The sequence below is a fragment of the Ensifer canadensis genome, from assembly GCF_017488845.2.
In the GTDB taxonomy this organism is placed as follows: domain Bacteria; phylum Pseudomonadota; class Alphaproteobacteria; order Rhizobiales; family Rhizobiaceae; genus Ensifer; species Ensifer canadensis.
In genome coordinates this window covers 3245755-3262274 of record NZ_CP083370.1, presented here as the reverse complement: position 1 = coordinate 3262274, position 16520 = coordinate 3245755, and the positions used below count along the sequence as shown (strand labels likewise).

General features: G+C 60.0%; 15 protein-coding genes. 12 read left to right on the top strand and 3 right to left on the bottom strand.

All coding sequences use genetic code 11. The annotated features are described in order from the left end of the window. Positions 1-10: 10 nt before the first annotated feature. On the bottom strand, positions 11-997 hold the full coding sequence (locus J3R84_RS15915) for a hypothetical protein (RefSeq protein ID WP_025424963.1): 987 nt from the start codon (positions 995-997) through the stop codon (positions 11-13). A 989-nt stretch (positions 998-1986) separates the two neighbouring features. Between J3R84_RS15915 and J3R84_RS15910 the strand changes: the two genes are divergently transcribed. The 6 genes from J3R84_RS15910 to J3R84_RS15885 all read left to right on the top strand — a co-directional run bounded on the left by J3R84_RS15910 (position 1987) and on the right by J3R84_RS15885 (position 8955). Continuing rightward, positions 1987-2787, top strand: a complete 801-nt coding sequence (locus J3R84_RS15910) for a LuxR family transcriptional regulator (protein ID WP_025424962.1) — start codon at positions 1987-1989, stop codon at positions 2785-2787. A gap of 622 nt (positions 2788-3409) precedes the next feature. Continuing rightward, the gene (locus tag J3R84_RS15905) at positions 3410-4450 is read left to right on the top strand and encodes a UDP-glucuronic acid decarboxylase family protein (protein ID WP_025424961.1); all 1041 of its coding nucleotides are present in this window, start codon (positions 3410-3412) and stop codon (positions 4448-4450) included. A gap of 1 nt (position 4451) precedes the next feature. After that, positions 4452-5435, top strand: a complete 984-nt coding sequence (gene galE / locus J3R84_RS15900; RefSeq protein WP_025424960.1) for a UDP-glucose 4-epimerase GalE — start codon at positions 4452-4454, stop codon at positions 5433-5435. Then, on the top strand, positions 5432-7390 hold the full coding sequence (locus J3R84_RS15895) for a glycosyltransferase family 2 protein (protein WP_025424959.1): 1959 nt from the start codon (positions 5432-5434) through the stop codon (positions 7388-7390). The genes galE and J3R84_RS15895 overlap by 4 nt, the downstream gene beginning before the upstream one ends. A gap of 55 nt (positions 7391-7445) precedes the next feature. Next, the gene (locus J3R84_RS15890; RefSeq protein ID WP_025424958.1) at positions 7446-7985 is read left to right on the top strand and encodes a DUF995 domain-containing protein; all 540 of its coding nucleotides are present in this window, start codon (positions 7446-7448) and stop codon (positions 7983-7985) included. 1 nt (position 7986) lies between these two features. Further along, on the top strand, positions 7987-8955 hold the full coding sequence (locus J3R84_RS15885; RefSeq protein WP_025424957.1) for a glycoside hydrolase family 26 protein: 969 nt from the start codon (positions 7987-7989) through the stop codon (positions 8953-8955). Positions 8956-9061: 106 nt separating this feature from the next. On the opposite strand, the gene hppD is transcribed toward J3R84_RS15885, so the two are convergent. Further along, the gene (gene hppD, locus J3R84_RS15880) at positions 9062-10174 is read right to left on the bottom strand and encodes a 4-hydroxyphenylpyruvate dioxygenase (protein WP_203529256.1); all 1113 of its coding nucleotides are present in this window, start codon (positions 10172-10174) and stop codon (positions 9062-9064) included. Between the two features lie 150 nt (positions 10175-10324). Between hppD and J3R84_RS15875 the strand changes: the two genes are divergently transcribed. After that, a complete protein-coding gene (locus tag J3R84_RS15875; protein ID WP_025424955.1) occupies positions 10325-10804 on the top strand; it encodes an Lrp/AsnC family transcriptional regulator in 480 nt (159 codons plus the stop codon). Positions 10805-10828: 24 nt separating this feature from the next. Here J3R84_RS15875 and J3R84_RS15870 read toward each other — a convergent pair whose 3' ends face one another. Next, entirely contained in the window at positions 10829-11296 is a 468-nt protein-coding gene (locus tag J3R84_RS15870) for a MarR family winged helix-turn-helix transcriptional regulator (protein WP_025424954.1), read from the bottom strand. 175 nt (positions 11297-11471) lie between these two features. Between J3R84_RS15870 and hmgA the strand changes: the two genes are divergently transcribed. The 5 genes from hmgA (at position 11472) to purU (ending at position 16455) form a co-directional block, all read left to right on the top strand. Continuing rightward, positions 11472-12839, top strand: a complete 1368-nt coding sequence (gene hmgA, locus J3R84_RS15865) for a homogentisate 1,2-dioxygenase (protein WP_025424953.1) — start codon at positions 11472-11474, stop codon at positions 12837-12839. After that, the gene (locus J3R84_RS15860; RefSeq protein ID WP_025424952.1) at positions 12836-13705 is read left to right on the top strand and encodes an MBL fold metallo-hydrolase; all 870 of its coding nucleotides are present in this window, start codon (positions 12836-12838) and stop codon (positions 13703-13705) included. Before hmgA ends, J3R84_RS15860 begins: the two co-directional genes overlap by 4 nt. A 12-nt stretch (positions 13706-13717) precedes the next feature. After that, complete coding sequence (locus J3R84_RS15855) at positions 13718-14734, top strand: fumarylacetoacetate hydrolase family protein (protein WP_025424951.1); 1017 nt, start codon at positions 13718-13720, stop codon at positions 14732-14734. 32 nt (positions 14735-14766) lie between these two features. Further along, positions 14767-15405 carry a maleylacetoacetate isomerase gene (gene maiA, locus J3R84_RS15850; RefSeq protein WP_025424950.1) on the top strand — a complete coding sequence of 213 codons (639 nt, stop codon included), beginning with the start codon at positions 14767-14769 and terminating at the stop codon, positions 15403-15405. A 165-nt stretch (positions 15406-15570) separates the two neighbouring features. After that, the gene (gene purU, locus J3R84_RS15845; RefSeq protein WP_025424949.1) at positions 15571-16455 is read left to right on the top strand and encodes a formyltetrahydrofolate deformylase; all 885 of its coding nucleotides are present in this window, start codon (positions 15571-15573) and stop codon (positions 16453-16455) included. Positions 16456-16520: the final 65 nt, after the last annotated feature.

Genomic DNA, 16520 nt, shown 5'->3' with positions numbered 1-16520 from the left:
AACGGATCGATCAGCTGTCGGTGTCGTGACCGACATCCGTAGTTTGCGAATTGCCACCGATGACGCTGGAGTCGACGGTGTTGCTGACAAGGTTCGCGCCCTGGACGATTTCCTGATGGAAGCCGGAATTTGCCAGGATCGCCGACGAGTCGGAGGTCGTGCTGCCGTTGATGCCGTCACCGGCCTTGAGGTCCCAATCCGACTTGGTGTCGAAGTTCAGACCATCGCCGCCATCCGAGTGCCCGCCGTCGGCGCGCAGGTCGTTGTTGGCGTCCGAGTTGTTCATCCTGACGTCGTAGGCCTGGTCCTGATCGGCAAGGTTGTTGGCCTGTACCACGCTGAAACCGGTATCGTTGCCGGCGCCTTCGAGCGAGTTGTTGAGGATGTGGTCGACGTTCAGATTAAACGAGAAGTCGTCGCCGAGATTGAAGGTGAGGTCCCCACCGGCGATGCCGAGATTGTCGAAGTCCTTGACGTCCTTCAGCGTTGCAAAGTCGTCGTCCGATTTGGTGATGATGTCGTTGTCGGATGACGAGTAGTTGTTGCGATTGTCGCCGTTGTCGTTGGCTTCCGTCTTGATGTCGGTATCGATGTCTGTCTTGGTGGTAACCTTGCTGTCATAATCCCATTCATAGGAATTGTCGCGGTTGTCACCGTTGGCCTTCTGGTCGATATCTGTTTCGACCCTGCTGTTGTCCTTGTAATCGTAGTCGTAATTGTAGTCGGTCGAGCTGTCGGAGTAGTTGTTGCGGTTGTCGCCGTTTTCATTGGCCTCGGTCTTGATGTCGGTGTCGACATCCGTCTTGATGTGGGTGTCGTTGTCCTGCGAACTGTCGCTGTAGTTATTGCGGTCATTGCCGTTGGCGATGCCAACGTTGCTCGTTGACCCGTCGTCAACGTTCAGATCATTGGCAGCACTGGTTGCCAGTCCATCGGCGAGAGCGCCGACTTTCAGATCATCATCGGCCTTGATGCTATCGTCGAGAAGTGCGGACATGTGGTTCTCCTCCTGAGAAGGAGCCAGCACCGAAACCCCTACATCTTTATGAGGTTTTTATCCGGAGCTGGCTCTTTTTTGAATTTCAGATGATGCTCCCGCGGGATATTCATCTGTGGGGTCTCAATATATTTCAATGTTGTTTTAAGTATCGAATTGCGGCAGGTTAGTTCCTGCACTCAATCATTACGTGTGATTATGTCTTTGGTTTAATACTGATTTACGCTTCACTACGCTTACACATTCACACGGGCCGCGAGCCAGAACGCACACACAGGTACCGGGCTCGGATCACACGAAACTCAAGTGCGATGAGAGGAGTGTGGCTCTGAATACGACGGGACGATAGACATCAATTGGAGCTAGCATGCCATTTTTGGGCGAATTATCGGCGTTTTTTCGGGATTTTTTGGGGTTTTAGGGATCGCAAGGGTTTGTTAATCTTTGCAAAAATCGACCTGGCGCAACCTCTGGTGCTCGCGGGCAAGTTGCGCTTTAGAGCGCAGAGAGGTCTTGTCAGCCATCACGGGGAGTGCAATGCTCACCCCGAGAGATAGCTCCTAGGAAGTATTATTAGGTATATGCCTAAGGTTCTCTCTGGAGAGAAGCTATTTCTGGTGGCGAGAGCCGGCGCACGGACGGTGTGCGGCCGACGCTGCGGATGGAAATGGATGATATGGATGGCTGAGTAGCCTAGGCTGAAAGCCCATTCAGACGCTTCGGATACGATCTTGTTATACTTTTGGTTAAGAATTAGCCCAAAGATGGTTCTAATTAGAACGATTTAAGGGGCTTTCTGGAGGGCATCTAATCCTTTTGGGTTGTTTCACCCCTCCTACCTTTACGATACATTAGCTAGTGCGAATTTTCCGTCTGTGGAGAGGGTTCGCGCTATCCACTGGTCACGAATCAATTTGCTGAGATGGGCGTAACTCCGAGTCAGGCTGGCGCACCCATAAGAATAAATGGGAAAACCCGAGGAGGGCGTAATGCATCCTGAAGGCCATAACGTGGGCGATTTTGAAGATAACAACAAGGCTTTGTCGCAAAAGAAAAAGATTGTCATGCTTGCCAAGATCGACCTGTTTGCCGAGTGCTTGATGCAGGCGGTCGGCTCCCGGTTTTCTGGACATGACGTCGTTAGTCTTTCCGACCCCGACAATTTGCTCGACGGCAATCTCGTCGATGTTTCTTTGATCATGCTATACCGCATGTCTGCCAAGACATTTCCGACAATCCTGCGGACCATTCACGAGTTCCATCCCAAGGCCTCGATCGGACTGGTGGTGGACAATGCCGAAGAACTCGATCCGTCGATCGCCGGTTTTGTTGAAGAGCGGTTGATCCATGGTGTCCTTCCTCTCAACCTGCACCTTGATGTCTGCCTTGCGGCGATCGATCTGCTGATGAAGGGGGGCGAGCATTTCCCGGCTGCACTGTTGCGGCGGCTGTCGGTAGACCCCTTTAACTCGGCCAAGCTCTATGGTCGGCAGGCGGAAGCGTCCGATGCTGCTGTCTATGCGAATGCCGGAAAGCGGCGGCGGGAGGCAAGTCTGGGTGGGTTAACAACCCGCGAAGTGCAGATTCTCGATTTGATCTGCATGGGAACCCAGAACAAGATTATCGCCGATCGCCTTGGGTTGTCGGAAAACACCGTGAAGGTTCACGTCCGCAACATCTACAAGAAGATGAATGTGCGAAACCGGACGGAAGCAGCATCGCGCTATTTTACCACCGATGCGGATTCCGAGCACGCGGCGGGACCGTTTTCTTCGCGCTGGAAGAACTGACGCCGTGAGACGTCGGGGATGATGCTTCCGTTGCTCATCGCCAATTGGCGACTTTGAGGGACGGTTTGCGTTGGGCGCGGTTTAACCCAAGTACTCTCACGTCGTCTGTGATGTTTGTTGCGGTGGCCCAGGCGGGCATCGCATGCTTTGTCGTGGCGGCGAGTATCGCGTGTCGCAGACAGAGGTGCGAGGAAGCGTGGCCGTATGGCGTAGATCCGATATGTCGTTGATGCCGGATGGTTGAGTAATTATTCTTCAGTTATGTAGTTATACGAAGATATTTCGATGGATGTAATTATATCTTCTCGCTATCTGTTTATAATTTGTGATGTCTGCTGATTTTTTGTTCAAATTAGGTACATGTTTTGTGATTGTAACTTTATTGTGTATGGCATCATATATTGTTATTTTAGTTCCGTGTTGACTATGTATTAATTATTTGCTAATCATCTAACATAATAAATTACTGAAGAAGGATTCGTGGTCCTTCTGGATATTATTTTTATATTGTCGGGTCGTGTTTTGAATTCTTGATAAAGAATATTTCCTTATTGTAGCTTTCAGTCACGTCTCGTCTCCAATCACCAGGTGCAATGGTGTGTATAATAATTGGAGGTGTGTAATGCGTCAGGTCGGTCGTGGTCAGCTGCCGGTTGTCGGCGGGCAGGATTTTCTGAAGAAGGTAGCAGGCATACCCAAGCGAATACTGGTGACCGGAGGCGGCGGATTTCTCGGGTCTCATCTTTGCGAAAGACTTCTTTGTCTGGGGCACAGCGTTGTCTGCCTCGACAACTTCTCGACCGGTCGGCGAGAAAACCTCTCTCATCTCAGCGAGACAAGCCGCTTCCAGATCGTCGAGCACGACGTCCGCAAACCTTTCCTTTTTGACGTGGACGTCATCTTCAACTTTGCTTCACCGGCATCTCCGCCGGACTATCAGGCCGACCCGGTGGGAACGTTGATGACCAACGTGCTCGGCGCCATGAATGCGCTGGAAAACGCCCGCGCCACCGGGGCCACGGTCGTGCAATCCTCCACATCGGAGGTCTACGGCGATCCGCTGCACAGCCCGCAGCGCGAAAGCTACTTCGGCAACGTCAACCCGATCGGGCCGCGCGCCTGCTATGATGAGGGCAAGCGATCGGCCGAGACATTGTTCTTCGACTATCACCGCACCTACGGAGTAAAGACGAAGGTCGCGCGGATCTTCAACACCTATGGGCCGCGGATGCGCCCCGACGATGGACGCGTCATCTCGAATTTCGTGGTGCAGGCGCTGCTCGGCAAGGACCTCACAATCTATGGCGATGGCCATCAGACGCGGTCGTTCTGCTATGTCGACGATCTCATCGAGGGCTTCATACGGTTATCGATCTCGGATGACGGCTGCATCGGCCCGATCAACCTTGGAAACCCAGGCGAGTTCACGGTTCTCGAACTTGCCGAGATGATCCGCACGATGACCGGCTCACGCTCGCGCATCGTGCACCGTGCGGCAGCCGTCGACGATCCGCGTCAGCGCCGGCCGGATATTTCCCAGGCCATGGCGGAGCTCGGCTGGGAGCCCAAGGTCGCGCTACGCGAAGGGCTTCAACGCGCCATTGCCTATTTCGATCGCCGCCTGGGCGCGTCAGATCTCGCCGTGGCGGGAGAGGCGGTATGATATGTCGCGCGTCGTTCTTGTCACCGGCGGAGCCGGCTTCATAGGCAGCCATACCTGCAAACGCCTCGATGAGGCCGGCTTCCTGCCTGTTGTCTACGACAATCTGTCGACGGGGCACCGGACCAATGTCCGCTGGGGACCATTGGTCGAAGGAGGGCTCGAAGACACGGATCGGATCGTCGAGGCTATACGGACCTTCAAACCCGAATGCCTGATCCACTTCGCGGCCTCCGCCTACGTCGGAGAATCGGTCGAGGATCCCGGAAAGTATTATCGCAACAATGTCGCCGGCAGCGTTTCGCTGCTCGAGGCCTGCCGTCAAGCGGGGCTGGCGCGCGTCGTCTTTTCCAGCACCTGCGCGACCTATGGCGTGCCGCCGCGTTTGCCGATCACCGAGGACACGATCCAGCTTCCGGTCAATCCTTACGGTCGCACGAAGCTGATGATCGAATTGATGCTCGGCGACTATGCCCGGGCCTACGGGTTCCGGTCGGTTGCATTGCGTTATTTCAATGCCGCCGGCGCCGATCCCGATGGGCAGCTGACCGAGCGGCACGATCCCGAGACCCACCTGATCCCGCGGGCATTGATGGCCGCAGCCGGCCGCCTCGATAGGCTCGATGTCTTCGGCGACGACTACGATACGCCCGACGGCACCTGCATCCGCGACTACATTCACGTCATGGACCTGGCCGAGGCGCATGTTGCCGCCGTTGACTACCTGCGCAACGGCGGCGAGCCGCTCAAGGCCAATCTCGGTTCGGGCCACGGCACATCGGTCCGGCAGGTGATCGACGCCATCCATCAGGTGACCCGCAGACGGGTTCCCGTGCAGCTTCTGGCGCGTCGCGCCGGCGACCCGCCGGTGCTGTATGCCGACACCACCTGGGCACGCCGGACGCTCGGCTTCCGGCCGTCGCTGTCCAATATCGAAACCATCATCCGAACGGCTGCCCCCGGTTTCGGGCTGGAGGTACGGTCATGACAGGCAAGATGTCATTCGCCCCATCCGCCAGGTCCGCTGCCTTGACGGCGGCGCCGGCCGGCGATGCTTCGGCGATGCTCGTGGCGCTTTTTTCGACACGCATGCGGATTGCGAACGGCTTCGGCATCGCAGCCTGGATTGTCGCATTCCTGTTCTTCTGGGCGTGGTGGCTTGATCCCGCCCATGTCACCCATTGGCCATCCTACGTCATGATTACGATCGTGGTCGGCTGGATCACACTACTGCCTGCCTATTTCATCTTCATCTTCGCAGGCGCCAAGGTCGCGGGAAAGAACGGCCGGGCCGTCCCGAACGGCCGGATCGCCATGGTCGTGACCAAGGCGCCGTCAGAACCTTTCACTGTTGTCCGCAAGACGCTGCTGGCAATGCTCGATCAGATCGGCTGCGATTACGACGTATGGCTGGCGGACGAGGATCCGTCGCCTGAGACGATCGATTGGTGCGCGCGGCAGGGTGTGCTCGTTTCGACGCGCAAGGGGGTTGCTGACTACCACCGCGCCACCTGGCCGCGGCGCACCCGCTGCAAGGAGGGAAACCTCGCCTATTTCTACGATCATTATGGCTATGAACGCTATGATTTCGTCGCCCAGTTCGATGCCGATCACGTGCCGGAGCCGACCTATCTCGTCGAGGTGCTGCGCCCGTTCAACGACCCGAAGGTCGGCTACGTCTCGGCGCCAAGCATCTGCGATGCCAATGCGGCGCGCAGCTGGTCGGCGCGCGGTCGCCTTCACGCCGAAGCGAGCCTGCACGGCTCGTTGCAGGCGGGCTACAACAACGGCTGGGCGCCGCTTTGCATCGGCTCGCATTATGCCGTTCGCACCAAGGCGCTGAGAGAGGTCGGCGGTCTCGGGCCAGAGCTTGCCGAAGATCATTCGACCACGCTCCTGATGAACGCCGGCGGCTGGAAGGGCGTGCATGCCCTGCATGCGATCGCCCATGGGGATGGGCCCGCGACCTTTGCCGATCTCGTTATCCAGGAATTCCAGTGGTCGCGCAGCCTGGTAACGATCCTGCTCAAATATTCGCCGGTCTATGTGCCCAGGCTGCCGATGCGGCTGAAGTTCCAGTTCGTCTTCTCGCAGCTCTGGTACCCGCTGTTTTCCCTGTTCATGGCGTTGATGTTCGTCATGCCGATCATGGCGCTGGTCATGGGGCGGAGCTTCGTCGCCGCCACCTATCCCGACTTCCTGCTGCACTTCGCGCCGCTGTCGCTGGTTCTGATCGGGCTTGCCTATTTCTGGCGCTCGACCGGCACGTTCCGTCCTTTTGATGCGCGGGTTCTCAGCTGGGAAGGCATGCTGTTTCTCTTTGCCCGCTGGCCTTGGTCGCTGCTCGGCTGCGCCGCGGCTGTGCGCGATCACGTCAGCGGCTCCTTTGTCGATTTCCGCATCACGCCCAAGGGCGCAGGACCGGCAGCCCCCCTGCCGCTGCGCGTCATGATGCCCTACCTCCTGCTATCGCTCGGCTCAGCGCTTGCGCTTTGGCTCGTCTCCGACGCCGGCACGGCGCGCGGCTTCTACATCTTTACCGGCATCAATGCCCTTGTTTACGCCGGGCTGGCTGCCACCATCCACGTCCAGCATGCGCGGGAGAACCGCCTTGCCCTCGTTCCCCGTACGGCCATGACGGCGCTGACCGCTGGCTGTCTCGTGGTCATTTCGGTGCTGTCGGGACAGTCGGCCATCCGCCATGGCGCGGAGGCCACCGAGGCGCTCTCGCAGGGACTCGGTTTCGTCGGGCTCACCGAAGCGAAGTTTTCGGTCGCCGGTGCCGGGCAGGGTGGATCGGACCTCAGGGTCGTTCGTTTTCGCCTGAAATGGAAAGGGTTTTCGTCGTCCGCGACAGACGGGCTGCGGAAAGGCTCCGGCTTGCCGGAGGTGCGTGAGACGAGGGTGACAGGCAAGGTCGGGCGGCTTCAGGCATCGCTGTAGCGCAGCGTGCCGCAGGCCTCTCGCACCGCAAAAGGCCCTCAAGCGAGGAGAAAAAATGATGAAACGGTCCATGAATGTATTGCTTTTGCCGCTTCTGCTGCCTCTCGCAGCCTTTGCGGTCTATACCGGCGCGCAACCCGCCAGGGCGAAGACGGAGATCAAGCCGATCCCCTTGAGCGCCTACGAGGTCTATTCTCTCTACCGGAACAAGACCTGGCAATGGCCGACGGGCGGCGCCCGCTTCACCGCGCATGACAGGAAGCTGGTCGCCTTCGTGAACGACAAGGGCAAACGCTCGTTTGCGGAAGGCAACTGGTACGTCAGTGATCTCGGTATGATGTGCATGCAGGCGAAATGGACGGCGCTCGATGGCTCCGGTCCGGCCCGCACCTGTTTCGGGCACAGCAAGATTGGCGACACGATTTATCAGCGGCGCGTGCCGAATGGCGAGTGGTACGTCTTCAAACATGCCAAGCCCAAGCCCGGCGACGAATACAGGAAACTCGTTGCTTCCGACGCAATCACGGAAAAGGCGTTACGCCTGAAGGACCAATACCTGGTCAAGAAGAGCGGTCGAACCGCCACAGGAGGATGACATGAAACGCAAATTGGCATTCGCCCTATGCACTGCGCTCGCCTTCAATCTGGGGTCCGGCGCGGGCCTGGTATCAGCGTTGGCACAGGAGAAGGCCGATCTTGCCGCCAATGGTAATGCAGGTCAGACACAGACAATGGCCGACAAGCGCCCCGTCATCCACCCCGGCGGAACGCGGCTCGGTGCCTATGATCCGCATGGCGATTTCGGCGACCAGACCGATGTCTCGACAGAGCATCTGTTCCTGCCATGGGAAGACGTGGATCTGGAATCGTTGCGCCTGGCTGACGCCTACGCGCTTCAGCGCAAGCGCAAGCTGCTGGTTACCATCGAGCCGTGGTCATGGTCGCTCGACTGGAAGCTGACGCCTGACCAGTTGCGCGACCGGACACTCAGGGGCGACTACGACGCCAACATGGAAGCGATCGCCAGCATGCTTGCCGAGCTGAAGAGCCCGGTCATCGTGCGCTGGGGGCAGGAGATGGAGGACACATCGGGACGGTTCTCCTGGGCCGGATGGGCGCCGCAGGACTACGTCAAAGCCTACAAGCACGCGATGGATATCGTGCGCAAACGAGTACCCAATGTCCAGCTGATGTGGTCGCCCAAGGGCATGCCGAACCTCGGCGAGTACTATCCGGGCGACGACTATGTCGATCTCGTCGGTCTTTCGGTGTTCGGTCTCGAACAGTTCGACGCGATCGAATACGGCGGGCCTCACACCTTCAAGCAGGCGCTGAAACCCGGCTACGGTCTTGTCGCCAAATACAACAAGCCGATCTGGGTCGCCGAGCTCGGTTGGCAGGGCGGCGCGCCCTACATGCAGTCCTGGATCGACACCGCCACACAGCCCGACCCGGATTTCCCAAACCTAGCCGAGGTCGTCTATTTCAACGATCGGGACGTGCATGAATGGCCGCATGAACTCGGTCGGCCGAACTGGCGCGTGGTCAACGACGCCACGAACTGAGTGCGGCGACAGTGCCGGAACCAAAAAAGCCCCTCGCCAGCGGGCGAGAGGCTTTTGTAAGACTCGAGAATAGCGCCACCACAAGAGAATGGAGGCGCTGTCCGTGCTACTCGGCCGCCTGCGGCCCGAGTTCGCCACGGCGGATCTGGTCGGCCTCGATCGATTCGAACAGGGCACGGAAATTGCCCTCGCCGAAACCTTCGTCACCCTTACGCTGGATGAACTCGAAGAAGATCGGTCCGATGACGGTCTTCGAGAAGATCTGCAGCAGGATCTTCGTCATGCCGCCGTTCACCACGCCTTCGCCATCGATCAGGATACCGTGCTTCTTCATCCGGTCGATCGGTTCGTCATGGCCGTGTACACGGTCATGCGACATGTCGTAGTAGGTTTCCGGCGGGCCTGGCATGAAATTCAGGCCATTGTCCGCCAGCTTGTCGGTGGCGTCGTAGATGCCTTCGGTGCCGACGGCGATGTGCTGGATGCCTTCGCCCTTGTATTTGCGCAGATATTCCTCGATCTGGCTGGTATCGTCCTTGGACTCGTTCAGCGGAATGCGGATCTTGCCGCAGGGCGAGGTGATCGCCCGGCTGACGAGGCCGGTGATGCGGCCGTCGATGTCGAAGAAATGGATCTGGGTGAAGTTGAACAGCTCGCGGTAGAAGGCCCACCACTTGTCCATGTTGCCGCGATAGACGTTGTGCGTCAGGTGGTCGAGATAATAGAAGCCGACGCCTTCCGGCTTCGGATTGCGCTCGCCGGTCCATTCGAATTCGGCCTCATAGGCCGAGCCCTTGGCGCCGTAGGTATCGACGAAATAGAGCAGCGACCCGCCGATGCCGACGATCGCAGGAACATCGAGACATTTGTCGGTGCCTTCGTAGGGGATGGCTCCCTTGGAGACCGCGTGGTCGAAGGTGTGCTTGGCGTCGACGACGCGCCAGGCCATCGACGGGGCGCAGGGGCCGTGCTCGTCGACGAAGCGCATGGCATGCGAGCCCGGCTCGGCATTCAGGATGTAATTGATATCGCCCTGTCGCCAGACGGTAATGTTCTTGCTCTTGTGTCTCGCGACAGGGCTGTAGCCCATGCGGGTAAAGAGCTCGGCGAGCTTCTCCGGCTCCGGATGGGCGAATTCGACGAATTCGAAGCCATCCGTACCAGCCGGGTTCTCCGCGGTAATCGTTGCGGGCGGGGCGTCATGCGGGAACGGGCCCATCGGAAGTCTCCTCTTTAAGTTCTCCAGATTTCTCTGGCCTCCAAACTTTGCTGGAGTATGACGCAAATTCGATGCATGATGCTTGTATTCTTGTGCGTTTTGAGCAGGATGCCGCACAAAACGTGCGAAATACTGTATAAGGATGCATGAATGGAGCAGCTTGACGGGTTCGATCTCAAGATCCTCAGCGAACTGCAGCGCGACGGACATCTCACCAACAACGAGCTATCGGAGCGCATCGCCCTTTCGCCCTCGCAATGCTCGCGCCGCCGCACCCGCCTGGAGGCGGAAGGCTTCATCACGGGCTATCAGGCGCAGATCGACCGGCAGAAGCTCGGACTCGATCTGATGGTGGTGATTTCGGTGACGCTCGCCACCCACAACCGCGACAACGCCAAGCGCTTCGGCAAGCTGATCTCGGCTCTGCCCGAGGTTCTGGAGGCTTACGCGCTGACCGGCGAAATGGATTATCACCTGCGGGTGGTGACGCCGGACCTCGCCGGCCTCTCGCGCTTCGTCAACGATGTGCTGCTGCCGCATGACAGCGTGCAGCACGTCAAGACGTCGATCGTGCTCGACACCTTGAAGAGTTTCCAGGGCGTGCCGATCCCGGAACGCATGAAAGGCTGATATCAGCGCCGGCTGGTACAAGGCTCATTTGCGGGAAGGGCGCTTCTCGGCCCTGTCGATCGCCCGTTCGATCGCTTCAAGGCCGGCGCATAGCGCCTTCAAGCCGCCGGCGCCGATCAGTTCGTTGAGGTGCGCCTGGTAGACGCTCGCAAGTCCTGTGAGTTCGCCATAGGCCAGCCGGCCGGCCCTGGTCAGTTCCAGATGTTCCAACCGGCGGTCGTCTTCGTCCTCGCTGCGCTTCAGCCAGCGCCGCTCCTCAAGCGCCGAGACGGCGCGGCTGACCTTGGTCTTGTGCATGGCCGAATGGGTGCCGACTTCCGTCGCCGTCATCGCACGGGCCGAGCTTCCAAGCGCCGCCAGCGTGCGCCACTCGGGGCGCGTCAACTGATAGCGCGCCTTGTATTCGGCTGCGAAGCGCACGGCGACGAACTCGGCGGCGCGGTTCAGTCGGTAGGGCAGGAATGCGTTGAGCTCGAAGCCATCGGCCGCCATCTGTGGCATCCTTGATAGTTACAAAATCGATAGTTACGATTGCAACTAATAGGGCGGCAGCGCGCCACCGTCCATTCGGATTTGGGGCGGCGCCCATATGTATAGAACGTGCCGTGGACTTCCGGGATCAGCCGTGATCCTCGATGGGCAGGCACCAGAGGAGGAGGTTGAGGTCATGTTGGACAAGGCACAGAAGCAGGCGGGCGCCGGGTCGACTGCTGATCAGTCGCTTGATTACATGCCGGGGTTCGGCAACGATTTCGAGACCGAAAGCCTGCCGGGCGCCTTGCCGCAGGGCCAGAACAGTCCGCAGAAATGCGCCTACGGTCTTTATGCCGAACAGCTCTCCGGTTCGCCCTTCACCGCGCCGCGCGGCACCAATGAGCGCTCCTGGCTCTACCGTATTCGCCCGAGCGTGCGTCACACCGGGCGGTTCCAGAAAATCGACTATCCGTACTGGAAGACCGGGCCGCATGTGGCCGATCATTCGCTGGCTCTTGGCCAGTTGCGCTGGGGGCCGCTGCCGGCGCCGTCGGAAAAATTGAACTTCCTCGAAGGCATCCGCACCATGACGACGGCCGGCGACGCGCTGACGCAGGGCGGCATGGCAGCCCACGCCTATGCCTTCAACGCCGATATGGTCGACGACTATTTCTTCAACGCCGACGGCGAGCTTTTGATCGTGCCGGAATGCGGCGCCATCCAGGTGTTCACCGAACTCGGCAAGATGGATGTCGAGCCTTCGGAGATCTGCCTGGTGCCGCGCGGCACCATGTTCAAGGTGACCAGGCTTGGCGACGAAAAGGTCTGGCGCGGTTACATCTGCGAAAACTACGGCGCCAAGTTCACACTGCCGGATCGCGGTCCGATCGGCGCCAACTGCCTTGCCAATCCGCGCGACTTCAAGACGCCGGTAGCTGCATATGAAGAAAAGGAAACGCCCTGCCGCGTGCATGTGAAGTGGTGCGGCGCCTTCCACGTCACCGAGATCGGCCATTCGCCACTCGACGTCATCGCCTGGCATGGCAATTACGCGCCCTATAAATACGATCTCAGGACCTTTTCGCCTGTTGGAGCGATCCTGTTCGATCATCCTGATCCGTCGATCTTCACCGTGCTCACCGCGCCGTCGGGCGAGGAGGGAACGGCGAATGTCGATTTCGTCATCTTCCCGCCGCGCTGGCTGGTGGCCGAACACACCTTCCGGCCGCCCTGGTATCACCGCAACATCATGAGCGAGTTCATGGGCCTGATCTATGGTCGCTATGATGCCAAGGAGGAGGGCTTCGTGCCCGGCGGCATGAGCCTGCACAACATGATGCTGGCCCACGGGCCGGACGCATCAGGTTACGACAAGGCGACAAACAGCGAGTTGAAACCGGTGAAGCTCGATCATACGATGGCCTTCATGTTCGAAACCCGCTTTCCGCAGCAATTGACCCGCTTCGCCGCCGAACTGGAGACGTTGCAGGACAACTACATCGATTGCTGGACCGATCTGAAAAAGCGCTTCAACGGCACGCCGGAAGGCGACTGGTCTTGAGAGCACGCCTGGTTCTGCTCGGCAGCAAGGGTGGCCCGGCAATCCGTCCGGGCGGCCCTTCGCCGACCTCGTCCTTGCTTGAAATCGGCGGCCGCACTGTGGTTGTCGACTGCGGCCTCGGCGTCACCCGCGGCCTCACCGATGCCGGCGTCAGCCTCAAAGCGCTGGATTTGATCTTCATCACCCATCTGCATTCCGATCACGTGCTCGAGCTCGGGCCCTTGATCCACACCGCTTGGACCGCCGGTCTCGCAACGACCGTGCGCGTCTTCGGCCCGCCGGGAACCCGCGACTACTGGCACGGCTTTCTGCAGGCGATGAAATTCGACATCGTTATCCGCGTCATCGACGAGGGCCGGCCCGATCTGCGCCAACTCGTCGACATCGTCGAATTTGCCGAGGGCCCGGTCCTGGCCGAAGGCGACCTGGCGGTGTCGGCGCTGCGCGTCGATCATCCGCCGGTGACCGATTGCTTCGCGCTGCGGTTCGACCATGCGGAGGCGAGCGTGGTATTTTCGGCCGACACGGCCTATTTCCCGCCGCTCGCCGATTTCGCTGATCGTGCCGACATTCTGGTGCATGAGGCAATGCTGACAGAGGGCGTCGATCGGCTGGTGGCGCGCACCGGCAACGGCGCGCGGCTGAAGGAGCACCTGCTGGCAAGCCACAGTTTTGCCGGAGAGGCCGGTGCGATTGCCACGGCGGCCGGCGTCGGGCGGTTGGTGCTGCATCATCTCATCCCGGCCGACGATCCTGAAATCACGCACGCTCATTGGACGGCTGCCACGCGCAAAAGCTGGACCGGTGCCTTGACGATCGCGTCTGACGGCCTTGTTGTGGAACTTGCGGACGAATCGTCTGCGTAGAGGGAGGATTGCATGAAACTGGCGACACTCAAGGATGGCTCGCGTGACGGAAAACTCGCGGTCGTCTCCCGCGATCTCACCCGCTGCTCGGAGGTCGGGCACATTGCCCGCACGCTGCAGGCCGCACTCGACGACTGGGCACATACAGGGCCGCGGCTCGAGCGCGTTGCCGAAGGCATCGAAACCGGTGCGCAGCCAACGGTCCGCTTCCACGAGCACGATGCGCTTTCGCCGTTGCCGCGCGCCTATCAGTGGGCGGACGGTTCAGCCTACGTCAATCACGTCGAGCTGGTGCGAAAAGCCCGCAACGCCGAGATGCCGGCGAGCTTCTGGACCGATCCGCTGATCTACCAGGGCGGCTCGGACAGCTTCATTGCGCCGCGCGATCCGATCCTGATGGCGGATGAAAGCTGGGGCGTCGACATGGAAGGCGAGATCGCCGTCGTCGTCGACGACGTGGCGATGGGTGCCTCGATCGAAGAGGCGCGCGCCGCCATTCGGCTGGTGATGCTGGTCAACGACGTGTCGCTGCGCGGTCTTATCCCGGCCGAACTCGCCAAGGGTTTCGGTTTCTATCAGTCGAAGCCGTCGTCTGCCTTCTCGCCGGTCGCCGTCACGCCGGATGAATTGGGCGACGCCTGGGATGGCGGCAAGCTGCATCTGCCGCTTCATGTCGACCTCAACGGCAAGCCTTTCGGCCGCGCGGACGCCGGCGTCGACATGACCTTCGATTTCGGCCAACTGATTGCGCACGCGGCCAAGACGCGGCCGCTTGCATCGGGCACGATCATCGGTTCGGGCACCGTCTCCAACAAGCTCGACCGTGGTCCCGGAAAACCGGTCTCCGAAGGTGGCGCCGGCTACTCCTGCATTGCCGAGCTGCGCATGATCGAGACCATCGTTGGCGGCGCGCCCAAGACGCACTTCCTGCGCTTCGGCGACATCGTGCGCATCGAGATGAAGGACAAGGCGGGCCATTCGATCTTCGGTGCGATCGAGCAGTCGGTCGGGCCTTACGAAAAGGCCTGATTGTGGGCAGCGCACGCGACGAGGATAGCAGCATGGCCGAGACCGATCTCTATGACTATTGGCGGTCCTCGGCGAGCTACCGTGTCCGCATCGCGCTGAACAGTCTCGGCGAGACCTATCGATCGGTGCCGGTGGACCTGCTTGCCAGGGGCCATCGGCAAGCGGAACATCTCGACCGCAATCCGCAGGGGCTCTTGCCCGTGCTCGACATCGATGGCGAGCGGTTCACGCAATCGCTCGCCATCATCGAGTATCTGGCGGAAACGCGGGAAGCGGCCGGCTTCCTGCCTGATGATGCGGTGGGGCGGCAGCGCGTGCGCGCGCTGTCCTACGCGATCGCGATGGACATCCATCCCGTCTGCAATCTCGGCGTCGTATCCTTCGTCATGGCCAATGCTGCAGACGGCGAGGCCGCGCGCCGCGACTGGATGCGCAAGTTCATCGGCGAGGGCTTGGCGGCGTTCGAGCGCCTGCTCGACCACCCGTCAACCGGGAGCTTCTGCCACGGCGACAGCCCCGGCATGGCCGATTTCTGCCTGGTGCCGCAGGTCTACAATGCCCGTCGCTGGGACGTCGATCTTTCCGCCTGCCCGAAACTTGTCGCCATCGACCAGCGCTGCGCCGAGATCGACGCGTTTGCCCGCGCCCATCCCGATCGCACCCCGCGCTAGCCAATCCAGGCGCCATTCACAAAGCCGCACCGGTGCCGGCTGGCCGGTTCCGTCCAGCCGATGTCGCGAATGGATCGACAGCCGGGCGAAGGCCGCGCTAGTTTTCGCGGTGACTGGCCGTATAAGGGGGGCCGGAAAAACCTCTGGAGCGAGAGACAGATACCGATGAAAAGCTATGTGCTGACCGTCACCTGCAAGTCCACCCGCGGCATCGTTGCCGCCATTACCGGTTATCTCGCGGAAAAAGGCTGTTATATCACCGACAGTTCGCAGTTCGACGACCTGCAGACGGGCCTGTTCTTCATGCGCCTGACCTTCATCAGCCAGGACGGCGTCAAGCTCGACGAGCTGAAGGAAGGCTTTGCGCCTGTTGTCAAGCGGTTCGACATGACCTGCGAGATCCGCGACAGCGAAGAGCGCATGAAAGTGCTGCTGATGGTGTCGCGTTTCGGCCATTGCCTCAACGACCTGCTCTACCGCTGGAAGATCGGCGCCTTGCCGATCGATATCGTCGGCGTCATCTCCAACCACTTCGATTACCAGAAGGTGGTCGTCAACCACGACATCCCCTTCCACCACATCAAGGTGACCAAGGAGAACAAGCCGCAGGCCGAAGCACGCATGCTGGAGATCGTCGAGCAGACGGACGCCGATCTGGTCGTGCTCGCCCGCTACATGCAGGTTCTGTCCGACCAACTCTGCAAGAAGATGTCCGGCCGGATCATCAATATCCACCATTCCTTCCTGCCGTCGTTCAAGGGCGCGAACCCCTACAAGCAGGCCTATGAGCGCGGCGTGAAGCTGATCGGTGCGACGGCGCACTATGTCACCGCGGATCTCGACGAGGGTCCGATCATCGAGCAGGACATCGCCCGCATCACCCATGCCCAGAGCGCCGAGGACTATGTCTCGATCGGCCGCGACGTCGAAAGTCAGGTGCTGGCGCGCGCCGTACACGCCCATATCCATCATCGCTGCTTCATCAACGGCAACCGCGTCGTCGTCTTCCCGGCGAGCCCCGGCAGCTATGCTTCCGAGCGCATGGGCTGATTGCCGGCCGGCAGCCCGACCTGCCATCGCCGGGCGTTGTCCCGGCGGTGGAACACGTGAAAATC

Bases quoted from the DNA above. Each gene is read 5' to 3' on its own strand.
- J3R84_RS15915 (WP_025424963.1), bottom strand. From the start codon at position 997: ATGTCCGCACTTCTCGACGATAGCATCAAGGCCGATGATGATCTGAAA.
- J3R84_RS15910 (WP_025424962.1), top strand. From the start codon at position 1,987: ATGCATCCTGAAGGCCATAACGTGGGCGATTTTGAAGATAACAACAAG.
- J3R84_RS15905 (WP_025424961.1), top strand. From the start codon at position 3,410: ATGCGTCAGGTCGGTCGTGGTCAGCTGCCGGTTGTCGGCGGGCAGGAT.
- galE (WP_025424960.1), top strand. From the start codon at position 4,452: ATGTCGCGCGTCGTTCTTGTCACCGGCGGAGCCGGCTTCATAGGCAGC.
- J3R84_RS15895 (WP_025424959.1), top strand. From the start codon at position 5,432: ATGACAGGCAAGATGTCATTCGCCCCATCCGCCAGGTCCGCTGCCTTG.
- J3R84_RS15890 (WP_025424958.1), top strand. From the start codon at position 7,446: ATGATGAAACGGTCCATGAATGTATTGCTTTTGCCGCTTCTGCTGCCT.
- J3R84_RS15885 (WP_025424957.1), top strand. From the start codon at position 7,987: ATGAAACGCAAATTGGCATTCGCCCTATGCACTGCGCTCGCCTTCAAT.
- hppD (WP_203529256.1), bottom strand. From the start codon at position 10,174: ATGGGCCCGTTCCCGCATGACGCCCCGCCCGCAACGATTACCGCGGAG.
- J3R84_RS15875 (WP_025424955.1), top strand. From the start codon at position 10,325: ATGGAGCAGCTTGACGGGTTCGATCTCAAGATCCTCAGCGAACTGCAG.
- J3R84_RS15870 (WP_025424954.1), bottom strand. From the start codon at position 11,296: ATGGCGGCCGATGGCTTCGAGCTCAACGCATTCCTGCCCTACCGACTG.
- hmgA (WP_025424953.1), top strand. From the start codon at position 11,472: ATGTTGGACAAGGCACAGAAGCAGGCGGGCGCCGGGTCGACTGCTGAT.
- J3R84_RS15855 (WP_025424951.1), top strand. From the start codon at position 13,718: ATGAAACTGGCGACACTCAAGGATGGCTCGCGTGACGGAAAACTCGCG.
- maiA (WP_025424950.1), top strand. From the start codon at position 14,767: ATGGCCGAGACCGATCTCTATGACTATTGGCGGTCCTCGGCGAGCTAC.
- purU (WP_025424949.1), top strand. From the start codon at position 15,571: ATGAAAAGCTATGTGCTGACCGTCACCTGCAAGTCCACCCGCGGCATC.